The sequence below is a fragment of the Dryocola clanedunensis genome, assembly GCF_038405435.1.
GTDB lineage: Bacteria > Pseudomonadota > Gammaproteobacteria > Enterobacterales > Enterobacteriaceae > Dryocola > Dryocola clanedunensis_A.
The window spans coordinates 128,726-142,341 of record NZ_JBBYHZ010000001.1 but is presented as its reverse complement, the minus strand read 5'-3'; the positions used below and the strand labels follow the sequence as shown (position 1 = coordinate 142,341).

The window sequence follows — 13,616 nt, the reverse complement described above, 5'->3', positions numbered from 1 at the left end:
CGATATGGGACAATTGAGGCAATGGTTAAAATTTAAGAGCTCATCTCGACATATGGCGCAATTCTACTCTGCAAAGCGACGTGTTACGACACGTCAGATCATAACTGTGACGGTTAATGACCTCGATCCCTTCGGACAGGGCGTTGCGCGTCACAACGGAAAAGCGCTGTTTATCACCGGCGCGCTGCCGGGTGAGCAGGCCGAGGTGACTATCACTGAGGATAAACGTAATTTTTCCCAGGCGGTGGTCAAACGGCGTTTAAACGACAGCCCCGATCGGGTGGCGCCACGTTGCCCGCACTTTGGCGTATGCGGCGGCTGCCAGCAGCAGCACGCCAGCGTCCCCCTTCAGCAGCAGGCGAAATCCCGCGCGCTGGCCCGCATGATGGGCACCCGTGATGCCCCCCGTGAGGTGAATGAGATTATCTCCGCTGAGCCGTGGGGCTACCGCCGTCGCGCGCGCCTGAGCCTCAACTTCCATCTTAAATCGCAAACGTTGCAGATGGGCTTTCGTAAGGCCAGCGACAAAGAGCTGGTGGATATCAAACAGTGCCCCGTTCTGGTGCCCCAGCTCGAAGCATTGATTAACCCGCTGCGTGAATGCCTGTCGGAACTGAAGGCCGTGCGCAAGTTAGGGCACGTGGAGCTGGTGCTGGCGGGCAGCGGTCCGCTGATGGTTCTGCGGCATCTTTCGCCGCTGGAACCTGCCGATCGACAAAAACTGGAACAATTCTCGCATTCTGTCGGTCTTGCGCTATTTTTAGCACCCGACGGGGAAACGCTTGAGGCGAACGGCAACGAAGCGCCCTGGTATGATTCAGACGGTCTACGATTAAGCTTCAGCCCGCGTGACTTTATCCAGGTGAACGACGGGGTGAATCAGCAGATGGTCGCTCGCGCTATCGACTGGCTGGACGTTCAGCCGACGGATCGGGTGCTGGATCTGTTCTGCGGCATGGGCAATTTTACCCTGCCGCTGGCAAAACGAGCGGCGAGCGTGGTGGGGGTGGAAGGCGTTGCTGCGCTGGTGGCGAAAGGCGAATATAATGCGCAAAATAATTCGCTGAAAAATGTCACATTCTTTCATGAAAATCTGGAGGAGGATGTGACTCGTCATGCCTGGGCGGCGCAGGGGTTCGATAAAATCTTACTCGACCCTGCCCGAGCCGGTGCGCCAGGCGTGATGCAGCATGTGATTAGCCTTGCTCCCAAACGGGTGGTTTACGTCTCGTGTAACCCCACCACGCTTGCCCGTGACAGCGAAGCGCTGCTGGCAGCGGGCTATCAGATTCAGCGGCTGGCAATGCTCGACATGTTTCCCCACACTGGGCACCTGGAGTCAATGGCGCTCTTTGAGCGTATTTAAGCGGTTTATCAGGCCTGGGGTCTGATCGAGAAACCGACAGGAGAGGACAATGGTTGCGGTAAGAAGTGCACATATCAACAAGGCTGGCGAATTTGCGCCCGATAAATGGATTGCGAGTCTCGGGATCACTAACCAGCAGTCGTGTGAGCGCTTAGCCGAAACCTGGCGTTACTGCGAGCAGCAGACGAAAGGCCATCCGAACGCGGAGCTGCTGCTGTGGCGCGGCGTTGAGATGGTGGAAATCCTCTCCATGCTCAGCATGGACAACGACACCCTGCGGGCGGCGCTGCTGTTCCCTCTCGCGGATGCGGGCGTGGTCACCGAAGAGGTGATGAGAGAAAGCATTGATAGCCAGGTGGTGACGCTGATACACGGCGTGCGCGACATGGCCGCCATTCGCCAGCTGAAAGCCGCCCATACCGATTCCGTCTCCGCAGAACAGGTCGACAACGTTCGCCGCATGCTGCTGGCGATGGTGGATGACTTCCGCTGCGTGGTCATCAAGCTCGCCGAACGTATCGCCCACCTGAGGGAAGTGAAAGACGCGCCGGAAGACGAGCGCGTGCTGGCGGCGAAAGAATGTACCAATATCTATGCGCCGCTTGCCAACCGCCTTGGCATCGGCCAGCTGAAGTGGGAGCTGGAAGATTACTGCTTCCGCTACCTGCATCCGGCGGAATATAAACGCATCGCTAAGCTGCTGCACGAGCGTCGTATCGACCGTGAGCACTACATTGATGAGTTCGTCGGCATGCTTCGCAAGTCGATGAAAGAAGAGGGCGTGAAGGCCGAAGTGTATGGCCGCCCGAAACACATCTACAGCATCTGGCGCAAAATGCAGAAGAAGGCGCTGGCGTTTGACGAGCTGTTCGACGTGCGAGCTGTGCGCGTCGTGGCCGAACGCTTGCAGGACTGTTATGCCGCGCTGGGCATCGTACACACGCATTTCCGCCACCTGCCGGACGAGTTCGACGACTACGTTGCCAACCCGAAGCCAAACGGCTACCAGTCTATCCATACGGTTGTGCTGGGGCCGAACGGCAAAACCATCGAAATCCAGATCCGTACCAAACAGATGCACGAGGAGTCGGAGCTGGGCGTCGCCGCCCACTGGAAATACAAAGAGGGCAACGCGCGCAGCGGCAGCTCGGGGCACGAAGACCGTATCGCCTGGCTGCGTAAGCTGATTGCGTGGCAGGAAGAGATGGCAGACTCCGGCGAAATGCTCGACGAAGTGCGCAGCCAGGTCTTCGACGACCGGGTATACGTATTTACGCCAAAAGGGGATGTGGTCGACCTGCCAGCCGGTTCTACGCCGCTCGACTTTGCCTACCACATCCACAGCGACGTGGGGCACCGCTGCATCGGCGCGAAAATTGGCGGGCGCATCGTACCGTTCACCTATCAGCTGCAGATGGGCGATCAGGTTGACATTATCACCCAGAAACAGCCGAACCCAAGCCGCGACTGGCTGAACCCGAACCTGGGCTACGTCACCACCAGCCGTGGGCGCGCCAAGATCCACAACTGGTTCCGCAAGCAGGATCGCGACAAGAACATTCTGGCCGGACGGCAGATCCTCGACGACGAGATCGAGCGCCTGGGCATCAGCCTGAAAGAGGCTGAAAAGCACCTGCTGCCGCGCTACAACTTCAACGAAATTGAAGAGCTGCTGGCGGCGATTGGCGGCGGTGATATTCGCCTCAACCAGATGAGCAACTTCCTGCAGGCGCAGTTTAACAAGCCGACCGCCGCCGAACAGGACGAGCAGGCGCTGCGCCAGCTGGAGAAAAAATCCTCCAGCCAGCATCAGTCCCGCAGCAAGGACAACGGCCGGGTGGTGGTGGAAGGCGTGGGCAATCTGATGCACCACATTGCGCGCTGCTGCCAGCCGATCCCGGGGGATGAAATTATCGGTTTCATCACTCAGGGACGCGGCATCTCCATCCACCGAGCGGACTGCGACCAGCTTGCCGACCTGCAATCCCACGCGCCGGAACGCATCGTGGACGCCGTCTGGGGCGAAAGCTACTCCAGCGGCTATTCGCTGGTGGTGCGGGTGACGGCGAACGATCGCAGCGGCCTGCTGCGCGATATCACCACTATTCTGGCAAACGAGAAGGTGAACGTGCTGGGCGTGGCGAGCCGCAGCGACACCAAACAGCAGCTGGCGACCATCGATATGAACATTGAAATCTATAACCTGCAGGTGCTGGGCCGCGTGCTCGGCAAGCTGAACCAGGTGCCGGATATCATCGATGCGAAACGGCTGCACGGCTGACCCGGCACTCCTGGCCTGGTAGGGTGGATAAGCGAAGCGTCATCCACCAAATCGTTCGATACACGGCAGATGGCGCTTTGCTTATCTGCCCTACGTTTTCTTAAGGATCGACTTTGACTGAAATTAACCGCCTCCTTGGCATCATGAAGCGCCTGCGCGACCCGGAAAACGGCTGTCCATGGGACCGCGAGCAGACCTTCGCCACTATCGCACCTTACACCCTGGAAGAAACTTACGAAGTGCTGGACGCCATCAACCGTGAAGATTTTGACGATCTGCGCGGCGAGCTGGGCGACCTGCTGTTCCAGGTGGTGTTCTACGCGCAGATGGCGCAGGAAGAAGGGCGGTTTAACTTCGACGATATCTGCTCATCCATCAGCGACAAGCTGGAGCGCCGCCATCCGCATATTTTTGCCGACGGCGAAGCGGGCACCAGTACCGAAGTGCTGGCGAAGTGGGAGCAGATCAAAACCGCCGAGCGCGCGGAGAAAGCTCAGCACTCCGCGCTGGATGATATCCCCGAAGCATTTCCTGCCCTGATGCGCGCGCATAAAATTCAGAAGCGCTGCTCCTCCGTGGGCTTCGACTGGACCTCTCTTGGCCCGGTGCTCGAAAAAGTTCACGAAGAGATCGATGAGGTGATGCACGAAGCTCAGCAGGTCGTCGTGGACGAAGCGAAACTTGAAGAAGAGGTCGGGGATTTGCTGTTCGCCACCGTCAATCTGGCCCGCCATCTAGGCACCAAAGCCGAAGTTGCTTTGCAAAAAGCCAACCGCAAATTCGAGCGTCGTTTCCGGGAAGTGGAGCGGATTATCGCCGCGCAGGGCCTGCAAATGACCGATGCCACCCTCGATCAAATGGAAAATGCCTGGCAGCAGGTTAAACGCCAGGAAACTGAAATCTAACGCGTTTTTGCGATCAAGCGCTATTTCCTGGCACTCCCATTTAACAAGCGCTTGATTTGCGTCAAAAACATTTATGCCAGACCCGCTATTTTCTCAGGCCTGACAAAGCGCGAGGTCAGGTTGGCGGGTTGAAGAATGAAAGTTTGTGGCACCCTGAGTGTTCGGGTATACTGCTTTCCCGTCCTGGTTATTCCATCGTCTTTAAACCTAACTTCTCAGGTTCAGCATGACAACGAACTATATTTTTGTGACCGGCGGGGTCGTTTCCTCTCTGGGTAAAGGCATTGCCGCAGCCTCCCTCGCAGCTATTCTCGAAGCCCGTGGCCTCAACGTATCCATCATGAAACTCGATCCGTACATCAACGTCGATCCGGGTACCATGAGCCCTATTCAACATGGGGAAGTGTTCGTTACCGAAGACGGCGCTGAAACCGACCTGGATTTGGGTCACTACGAGCGCTTCATCCGTAACAAAATGACGCGTCGTAACAACTTTACCACCGGCCGTATCTACTCAGAAGTTCTGCGTAAAGAACGCCGTGGCGACTATCTGGGCGCAACCGTACAGGTTATCCCCCACATCACCAACGCTATCAAAGAACGCATCCTTGAAGGTGGCGAAGGCTATGACGTCGTGCTGGTTGAAATCGGCGGCACCGTCGGGGATATCGAATCCCTGCCGTTCCTCGAAGCAATTCGCCAGATGGCCGTTGAAGTGGGCCGTGAGCACACGCTGTATATGCACCTGACTCTGGTGCCGTACATGGCCGCAGCCGGTGAGGTGAAAACCAAACCAACGCAGCACTCCGTAAAAGAACTGCTTTCCATCGGTATTCAGCCAGACGTGCTGATCTGCCGTTCCGACCGCGTGGTTCCGGCGAACGAACGTGCGAAAATCGCGCTGTTCTGTAACGTGCCGGAGAAAGCGGTTATCTCCCTGAAAGATGTCGATTCGATTTATAAGATCCCAGGCCTGTTGAAATCACAGGGGCTGGACGATTATATTTGTAAACGATTCAGCATTAACGCACCAGAAGCTAATCTGGGCGAGTGGGAACAGGTAATCTACGAAGAAGCGAACCCAACGGGTGAGATCACCATCGGTATGGTCGGCAAGTACATTGAACTGCCGGATGCCTACAAATCGGTGATTGAAGCGCTGAAGCACGGTGGCCTGAAGAACCGTCTGACCGTCAACATCAAGCTGATTGATTCGCAAGATGTTGAAACACGTGGCGAAGAGCTACTTAAGGGTCTGGATGCTATTCTTATCCCTGGCGGTTTCGGCTATCGCGGCGTGGAAGGTAAAATTGCTACCGCCCGCTATGCCCGTGAAAACAATATTCCTTATCTGGGTATCTGCCTGGGTATGCAGGTTGCGCTGATCGAGTTTGCGCGTAACGTTGCAGGGATGGCTAACGCCAACTCCACGGAATTTGTGCCAGACTGTAAATACCCGGTGGTGGCGTTAATCACCGAGTGGCGTGACGAAGAAGGCAACGTTGAAGTGCGTACTGAAAAGAGCGATCTGGGCGGTACCATGCGTCTGGGTGGCCAACAGTGTCAGCTGACCGACGGTACGCTGGTGCGCCAGATGTACGGCGAGCCGCAAATCGTTGAGCGCCATCGTCACCGCTACGAAGTCAACAACATGTTGTTGAAGCAGATTGAAGCAGCGGGCCTGAAAGTTGCGGGCCGCTCCGGCGATGATCAACTGGTAGAAATCATCGAGGTTCCAAACCACCCATGGTTTGTTGCCTGCCAGTTCCACCCGGAATTTACTTCTACGCCGCGTGACGGGCATCCACTGTTTGCAGGCTTTGTAAAAGCTGCCGGTGAGTACCAGAAGCGTCAGGCGAAGTAAGCAGAGTTAGAACGACAACGCGCGACATTTCGCGCGTTGTTTGTCTGGAGTTTTAGTTTAACTTGTACTGAGGAAAACCTAATGTCCAAAATCGTTAAAGTCATCGGTCGTGAAATCATCGACTCCCGTGGTAACCCGACTGTTGAAGCCGAAGTTCATCTGGAAGGCGGTTTCGTAGGTATGGCTGCTGCACCATCAGGTGCTTCTACTGGTTCCCGCGAAGCGCTGGAACTGCGCGATGGCGACAAGTCTCGTTACATGGGTAAAGGCGTCACTAAAGCCGTTGCCGCTGTTAACGGCCCAATCGCTCAGGCGGTTATGGGTAAAGATGCGAAAGACCAGGCTAACATCGACAAGATCATGATCGATCTTGATGGTACTGAAAACAAATCTAACTTCGGTGCTAACGCAATCCTGGCTGTTTCTCTTGCTGCTGCTAAAGCTGCTGCTGCCTCTAAAGGCCTGCCGCTGTACGCACACATCGCTGAACTGAACGGCACCCCAGGCAAATACTCTATGCCTCTGCCTATGATGAACATCATCAACGGCGGCGAGCACGCTGACAACAACGTTGATATTCAAGAGTTCATGATTCAGCCAGTTGGCGCTAAAACGCTGAAAGAAGCGATCCGTATCGGTTCTGAAGTGTTCCACAACCTGGCGAAAGTGCTGAAATCTAAAGGCATGAGCACTGCTGTTGGTGACGAAGGTGGCTACGCGCCTAACCTGGGTTCTAACGCAGAAGCACTGGCTGTTATCGCTGAAGCGGTTAAAGCTGCGGGCTACGAGCTGGGTAAAGACGTTACTCTGGCTATGGACTGTGCGGCATCTGAATTCTACAAAGACGGTAAATACGTTCTGGCTGGCGAAGGCAACAAAGCTTTCACCTCCGAAGAGTTCACCCACTTCCTGGAAGATCTGACTAAACAGTACCCAATCGTTTCTATCGAAGACGGTCTGGACGAGTCTGACTGGGCTGGCTTCGCATACCAGACTAAAGTACTGGGCGACAAAATCCAGCTGGTTGGTGACGATCTGTTCGTAACCAACACCAAGATCCTGAAAGAAGGTATCGACAAAGGCATCGCTAACTCCATCCTGATCAAATTCAACCAGATCGGTTCTCTGACCGAAACTCTGGCTGCGATCAAAATGGCGAAAGACGCTGGCTACACTGCCGTTATCTCTCACCGTTCAGGCGAAACTGAAGACGCTACCATCGCTGACCTGGCTGTGGGTACCGCTGCAGGCCAGATCAAAACTGGTTCTATGAGCCGTTCTGACCGTGTTGCTAAATACAACCAGCTGATTCGTATCGAAGAAGCGCTGGGTGATGCAGCACCGTTCAACGGTCTGAAAGAAGTTAAAGGTCAGTAATCTCTTACTGTCGCTTTAAGTTCTGAGAAAACCCGCTTCGGCGGGTTTTTTTTCGCCTGCAGTTTGAGCGTCATGGACTTCTGATGCTTAATCAAAGTTAATCAGTTGCGCTCTGGATGAATGTCGACCAGGCTGGGTAGGTCATTAACCAGGTCAGGAGACCGCCATGAAAGCAGCTGTTGTTACGAAAGATCATTCCGTTGATATCGTTGATAAACCGATGCGTGAACTTAAGCACGGTGAAGCCTTGCTGACAATGGAATGCTGCGGTGTGTGCCACACCGATTTGCACGTCAAGAATGGTGATTTTGGTGATGTCACGGGCACTACGCTCGGGCATGAAGGGATTGGTATTGTTAAATCCATCGGGCCTGGCGTGACCTCCTTAAAAGTGGGCGACCGGGCAAGCGTTGCGTGGTTCTTCCGTGGCTGCGGCCACTGCGAATACTGCAACAGCGGCAATGAAACGCTGTGTCGCAGCGTGACCAACGCAGGCTATACCGCAGACGGTGGCATGGCGGAAGAGTGCATAGTCGTCGCCGATTACGCGGTAAAAGTGCCGGACGGCCTGGAATCAGCCGCCGCCAGCAGCATTACCTGCGCGGGTGTGACCACTTACAAAGCCGTTAAGGTTTCTAACATCAAGCCAGGGCAGTGGATTGCGATTTACGGCCTGGGCGGCCTCGGCAACCTTGCGCTGCAATACGCGAAGAACGTTTTTAACGCCAAAGTCATCGCGGTAGACGTTAACGACGCGCAGCTCGATTTTGCCAAAGAGAGCGGCGCCGATATGGTGATTAACTCCCGCAACGAAGATGCCGGAAAGGTCATCCAGGAGAAAACCGGCGGCGCGCATGCTGCGGTGGTAACCGCCGTGGCGAAGTCCGCGTTTAACTCGGCGGTAGATGCCGTTCGGGCGGGTGGGCGCGTGGTGGCCGTTGGCCTGCCGTCAGAGTCCATGAGCCTGAACATACCGCGCCTGGTGCTGGACGGCATAGAAGTCGTTGGTTCGCTGGTCGGCACCCGTCAGGATCTGGCCGAGGCGTTCCAGTTCGCGGCGGAAGGCAAGGTTACGCCGAAGGTCGCGCTGCGCCCGCTGAAGGACATCAACACCATTTTCGAAGAGATGGAGAGCGGCAAAATCAAAGGCCGCATGGTGATTGATTTCAGAACGCACAGGTAACAAGCGACAGGCCGGGATCCCCCGGCCTTTTTATCTATAAAAGCAGCGGCAGCGTGGCGCTGGCGGTCTGCTGGCTCGCCGTTGCATAGCGCCCATCGTGGGTTATCAGCTCTCCCACCAGCACCTCCACCAGCAGCATCGCCCCAACCTTAGCGTTCAGTGAACCTGCACTTAGCGGGCCTTCCGGCTTCGCGGCAACCAGTAATAGATCCGCCAGATCCGCAAGCGGGCTGCGCATCGTGTTGCTCAGCAGCAAAACCCGCGATCCTCTTTTTTTAGCAAGCTTAACCACGTGCAGCAGATCTTTGGTCGATCCTGAACTGGAGATCGCCACCACCAGATCGCGCTCCCCTAAGGTGGCGGCGTTCATGGCGGCGCGGTGCATATCGCTGAAAAGCTGGGCGGATTTACCCAGACGCAAAAGCTTATAGTGCAGATAGTCGCCCATGATGGCGCTCGCGGCCACGCCGTAAATCTGCACGGAGGCGGCTTCATGCAGGGCTGTTCCCGCCTGGGTCAGCACTTCACGATCGATAAGCTTACCCGTATCGCGCAGCGCCTGAACGGACTCTTCCACCAGTTCATCAATGCTGTCTTCGCTGACGGCGGCGGCGGGCTGGCTCTGCTGGATATCCAGCGCCAGCGCCATTTTAAACTCGGTATATCCCTTACAGCGCAGGTGGCGACACAGGCGGGTGACGCTTGCTTCGCTGGTTTCACTTTCCCGCGCCAGCTCCGTGATGGTCAGATAAAGCACCTTCTGAGGCCCGGCAAGGATGAACTCGCCCAGCTTTTGCAGCGTTGGGCTGTAGCCCGGCAGGCTCTGGCGCAGGTGCAGCAGAATATTTTCATTGTCGGTCATCGAACTCATCTCACCATCCCTTCGAAAGCTTGCCATTTCATACCGGCTACAGTGTGGCGGAAAGCCCCCTGGTTTTGCCAGCACATTCGATTAAGTGTGACGCGGATCGTAATGGTGGTGGAAATTTTCAATGATAAATATATATTGTGATAAAAATTTTCACCACAAACTTAAGCCAGGGGGAAAATTTATGTCAATGTTCAGCGGAGCCTCTTCCGGGGGCTGGTTCGAGAAGGCCCAGCGGTTCGGTAAATCCTTTATGCTGCCGGTGGCGGTGCTGCCAGCGGCCGGTTTGCTGCTGGGGATCGGCGGCGCGCTGTCGAATCCAAACACCATTACGGCCTATCCTTTCCTTGACGTCGCCTGGCTACAGGGCATCTTCACCATCATGGCGAGCGCGGGATCTATCGTGTTTGCCAACCTGGCCGTGCTGTTTGCGGTCGGGGTCGCGGTCGGGCTGGCGAAGGGGGATAAGGGTACCGCCGGACTCGCCTCGCTGCTGGCGTATCTGGTCATGAACGCGACGATAAACGCGCTGCTGATCCTGAGCGGCGAGCTTGCGGCAACGAACCCGGGCGCGGTCGGGCAGGGAATGGCGCTGGGCATCCAGACGCTGGAAACCGGCGTGTTTGGCGGGGTGGTTATTGGCCTGGTGACCGCCATGCTGCATAACCGCTATAACAAAATCGCCCTGCCGCAGTTCCTCGGCTTCTTTGGCGGGTCGCGCTTTATTCCCATCGTCAGCTCGATGGCGGCGATTCTGGTCGGCGCGGCAATGACTCTCGTCTGGCCCCACTTCCAGAAGCTGATTTTCGGCATGGGCGGGCTGGTGGACGCGACGGGCTACTTCGGCACCTTTATTTACGGCTTCGTGCTGCGCATGCTTGGCCCGTTCGGCCTGCACCATATCTTCTATCTGCCGTTCTGGACCACGGCCCTTGGCGGCAGCGAAATGATCAATGGCCAGCTCGTGGAGGGCACACAGCGTATCTTCTTCGCACAGCTTGCCGATCCGAACACCCAGCAGTTTTACGTCGGCACCTCGCGCTTTATGTCCGGGCGCTTCATTACCATGATGTTCGGCCTGATTGGCGCCTGTCTTGCGATGTACCACACGGCTAAACCAGAGAACCGCAAGCGGGTGGCGGGCCTGCTGATTTCTGCGGCGCTGACCTCTTTCCTGACCGGCATCACCGAGCCGATTGAGTTCTCGTTCCTGTTCATCGCCCCCGTGCTTTACGTCATCCATGCCGTGTTCGACGGGCTGGCCTTTATGCTGGCGCACATGCTGCACATCACCATCGGACAGACGTTTTCCGGCGGGTTTATCGATTTCATCCTGTTTGGCGTTCTGCAGGGCGAGGCGAAAACCAACTGGCTCTACGTGCCGCTGGTGGGCATCCCGTGGTTCTTCCTCTACTACTTCACTTTCCGCTTTGTTATCACCCGCTTTAATTTCAAAACGCCCGGTCGTGAAGATGTGTCCGTCGTGGGCTCGGGGATGACGGCAGGGGAGCGCCCCGCTCAGGTCATCGTCGGCCTCGGCGGCAAAGAGAATATTGTCGAGCTGGACTGCTGCGCCACTCGCCTGCGCGTCACGCTGCGCGACGGTGAGCTGCTGGACGAAGCGCTGCTGAAAGAGACGGGGGCACGTGCGGTCATCCGCCGTGGCAACGGCGTACAGGTTATCTACGGCCCGCACGTCACCATTATCAAAAATGAAGTTGAGGAGATTCTCGCCCTATGAAAAATTCCATGCTGTCGCAGATCCGCGGGAAGCTAATTGTCTCCTGCCAGGCGCTGGACGATGAGCCGCTGCACAGTCCGTTTATCATGTCGCGCATGGCGCTGGCGGCCGCTCAGGGTGGCGCATCGGCGATTCGCGCTAACAGTCTTGTTGATGTGCAGGCCATCATGGAGCTGGTGGATCTACCGGTTATCGCCATCGTTAAGCGCGACTATCCGGGCAGCGACGTCTACATCACGCCCACGCTTAAAGAAGTGGATGAGCTGATGCAGGCCAACCCGCAGATGATTGCAATGGATGCTACCGGGCATAAACGCCCCGGTGATTTAGATCTGCGTGGGCTGGTGGCTGCGGTGCGTGAACGTTACCCGGAGCTGCTGCTGATGGCGGATATCGCCACCGTTGAAGAAGCGCGCTTCGCCGCAGAAATCGGTTTTGACTGCGTCGGAACCACGCTGCACGGCTACACGGCGGAGACTCAGGGGCAGATACTAGCCACTAACGACTGCCAGTTCCTGCGTGAAGTTGTGGCAGCCGTTCACGTCCCGGTGATTGCGGAAGGCAACGTTGAAACGCCGGAGATGGCGGCACATTGTCTTGAGCTGGGAGCGCATGCGGTAGTAGTGGGCGGGGCGATTACCCGTCCGCAGCAAATTACCCGCCGTTTCGCCAGCGCGATGTATTCAGAAGGCTAATCGCCAGTCAGGCCAGCCCGGTTCGTAGCGAATTGGGCTGTTTTCACCGCCGCGCATGATCTCAACCGTTAGTTCTGCGATAATTACTTTTTGCGAAGATAACAGAGATGATTATGCAGTACCCGATTAACGAGATGTTCCAGACCCTGCAAGGGGAGGGCTATTTTACTGGTGTGCCCGCCATCTTCATTCGCCTGCAAGGCTGCCCGGTCGGCTGTGCGTGGTGCGATACCAAACACACCTGGGATAAGCTCGCGGATCGTGAAGTCTCTCTGTTCAGCATTCTGGCAAAAACCAAAGAGAGCGATAAGTGGGGCGGGGCCAGCGCGGAAGAGCTGCTGAATATCATTCAGCGTCAGGGCTATACCGCACGCCACGTGGTGATTACCGGCGGCGAGCCGTGCATTCACGACCTGATGTCGCTCACTTCGCTGCTGGAACACCATGGTTTTAGCTGCCAGATTGAAACCAGCGGCACGCATGAAGTGCGCTGTACGCCGGGGACCTGGGTAACAGTTTCGCCGAAGGTGAATATGCGCGGTGGCTACGACATCCTCGCGCAGGCGCTGGAACGAGCAGACGAGATTAAACACCCGGTAGGACGCATGCGTGATATTGAAGCGCTGGACGAACTGCTGGCAACGCTGCACGACGAGAAAAGCCGTGTGATTGCCCTGCAGCCCATCAGCCAGAAAGAAGACGCCACGCGTCTGTGCATCGAAACCTGCATCGCCCGCAACTGGCGGCTTTCCATGCAGACGCATAAGTATCTGAATATCGCTTAACGCAGAAAGGCACCCAAGGGTGCCTTTCTGATCTGTAGGGTGGATAAGCGTCAGCGCCATCCACCAAAACCTTAGCCTTTATAGACGCATCCGGCAGTACAGGTCTCTTTCACCATCACCGCGCTCAGCAGCGGAACGATGGGCTTCATTTTGTCCCAGATCCACTTCGCCAGCACTTCGCTGGTTGGGTTCTCAAGGCCTGGAATATCGTTCAGATAGTAATGATCCAGGCTGTCGTAGGTTGGCTTAAACGCCGCCTTCAGCTCGGAGAAATCCATAATCCAGCCCGTATACGGATCGACCTCGCCGGTGATTTCCAGGCGCACCATGAAAGAGTGGCCGTGCAGGCGACCGCACTTGTGGCCTTCCGGTACGTGCGGCAGGCGGTGGGCGGCTTCGAAGGTAAAATCTTTAAACAGGGTGGTTGCCATTATTGAGTCTCAGTTAGCGCAGTTAAGTCGAGCGAAAAACCGCCGCATAGTACCGGAATTGACATTTTTGCGCATTAACTAAAAGCCTCATCTTCTTTATGCCGCCTTTCCCTCACGCTG

Annotated in this window: 11 protein-coding genes; 9 read left to right on the top strand and 2 right to left on the bottom strand. The window is 56.3% G+C overall.

What is annotated here, in order from left to right:
• The first annotated feature begins 52 nt into the window (after positions 1-52).
• The 6 genes from rlmD to adhP all read left to right on the top strand — a co-directional run bounded on the left by rlmD (position 53) and on the right by adhP (position 8,976).
• Entirely contained in the window at positions 53-1,366 is a 1,314-nt protein-coding gene (rlmD, locus tag AAE045_RS00645; protein WP_455546040.1) for a 23S rRNA (uracil(1939)-C(5))-methyltransferase RlmD, read from the top strand.
• A gap of 49 nt (positions 1,367-1,415) precedes the next feature.
• Positions 1,416-3,647 carry a GTP diphosphokinase gene (relA, locus tag AAE045_RS00640; protein ID WP_455546039.1) on the top strand — a complete coding sequence of 744 codons (2,232 nt, stop codon included), beginning with the start codon at positions 1,416-1,418 and terminating at the stop codon, positions 3,645-3,647.
• Between the two features lie 113 nt (positions 3,648-3,760).
• Positions 3,761-4,552, top strand: a complete 792-nt coding sequence (gene mazG / locus AAE045_RS00635; protein WP_202303382.1) for a nucleoside triphosphate pyrophosphohydrolase — start codon at positions 3,761-3,763, stop codon at positions 4,550-4,552.
• A 226-nt stretch (positions 4,553-4,778) separates the two neighbouring features.
• Entirely contained in the window at positions 4,779-6,416 is a 1,638-nt protein-coding gene (pyrG, locus tag AAE045_RS00630) for a CTP synthase (RefSeq protein ID WP_455425549.1), read from the top strand.
• Positions 6,417-6,497: 81 nt separating this feature from the next.
• Complete coding sequence (gene eno, locus AAE045_RS00625) at positions 6,498-7,793, top strand: phosphopyruvate hydratase (RefSeq protein ID WP_202303384.1); 1,296 nt, start codon at positions 6,498-6,500, stop codon at positions 7,791-7,793.
• Positions 7,794-7,959: 166 nt separating this feature from the next.
• Positions 7,960-8,976, top strand: coding sequence for an alcohol dehydrogenase AdhP (gene adhP, locus AAE045_RS00620; protein ID WP_455546038.1), 1,017 nt, complete (start codon positions 7,960-7,962; stop codon positions 8,974-8,976).
• A 34-nt stretch (positions 8,977-9,010) separates the two neighbouring features.
• Here adhP and AAE045_RS00615 read toward each other — a convergent pair whose 3' ends face one another.
• Positions 9,011-9,838, bottom strand: a complete 828-nt coding sequence (locus tag AAE045_RS00615) for a MurR/RpiR family transcriptional regulator (protein ID WP_455546565.1) — start codon at positions 9,836-9,838, stop codon at positions 9,011-9,013.
• A 190-nt stretch (positions 9,839-10,028) separates the two neighbouring features.
• Here AAE045_RS00615 and AAE045_RS00610 point away from each other — a divergent pair, with 190 nt between their 5' ends.
• The 3 genes from AAE045_RS00610 (at position 10,029) to queE (ending at position 13,065) form a co-directional block, all read left to right on the top strand.
• Positions 10,029-11,585 (top strand): PTS transporter subunit EIIC, encoded by a 1,557-nt coding sequence (locus AAE045_RS00610; protein WP_455546037.1) that lies wholly within the window; start codon positions 10,029-10,031, stop codon positions 11,583-11,585.
• Entirely contained in the window at positions 11,582-12,280 is a 699-nt protein-coding gene (locus AAE045_RS00605) for an N-acetylmannosamine-6-phosphate 2-epimerase (protein WP_455546036.1), read from the top strand. Before AAE045_RS00610 ends, AAE045_RS00605 begins: the two co-directional genes overlap by 4 nt.
• 113 nt (positions 12,281-12,393) lie before the next feature.
• Entirely contained in the window at positions 12,394-13,065 is a 672-nt protein-coding gene (gene queE / locus AAE045_RS00600) for a 7-carboxy-7-deazaguanine synthase QueE (RefSeq protein ID WP_455546564.1), read from the top strand.
• A gap of 71 nt (positions 13,066-13,136) precedes the next feature.
• Here queE and queD read toward each other — a convergent pair whose 3' ends face one another.
• A complete protein-coding gene (queD, locus tag AAE045_RS00595) occupies positions 13,137-13,499 on the bottom strand; it encodes a 6-carboxytetrahydropterin synthase QueD (protein ID WP_202303473.1) in 363 nt (120 codons plus the stop codon).
• Positions 13,500-13,616 lie beyond the last annotated feature (117 nt).

Coding starts and splice junctions, on each gene's coding strand:
- rlmD (WP_455546040.1), top strand. CDS start 53: ATGGCGCAATTCTACTCTGCAAAGCGACGTGTTACGACACGTCAGATC.
- relA (WP_455546039.1), top strand. CDS start 1,416: ATGGTTGCGGTAAGAAGTGCACATATCAACAAGGCTGGCGAATTTGCG.
- pyrG (WP_455425549.1), top strand. CDS start 4,779: ATGACAACGAACTATATTTTTGTGACCGGCGGGGTCGTTTCCTCTCTG.
- eno (WP_202303384.1), top strand. CDS start 6,498: ATGTCCAAAATCGTTAAAGTCATCGGTCGTGAAATCATCGACTCCCGT.
- adhP (WP_455546038.1), top strand. CDS start 7,960: ATGAAAGCAGCTGTTGTTACGAAAGATCATTCCGTTGATATCGTTGAT.
- AAE045_RS00615 (WP_455546565.1), bottom strand. CDS start 9,838: ATGACCGACAATGAAAATATTCTGCTGCACCTGCGCCAGAGCCTGCCG.
- AAE045_RS00610 (WP_455546037.1), top strand. CDS start 10,029: ATGTCAATGTTCAGCGGAGCCTCTTCCGGGGGCTGGTTCGAGAAGGCC.
- AAE045_RS00605 (WP_455546036.1), top strand. CDS start 11,582: ATGAAAAATTCCATGCTGTCGCAGATCCGCGGGAAGCTAATTGTCTCC.
- queE (WP_455546564.1), top strand. CDS start 12,394: ATGCAGTACCCGATTAACGAGATGTTCCAGACCCTGCAAGGGGAGGGC.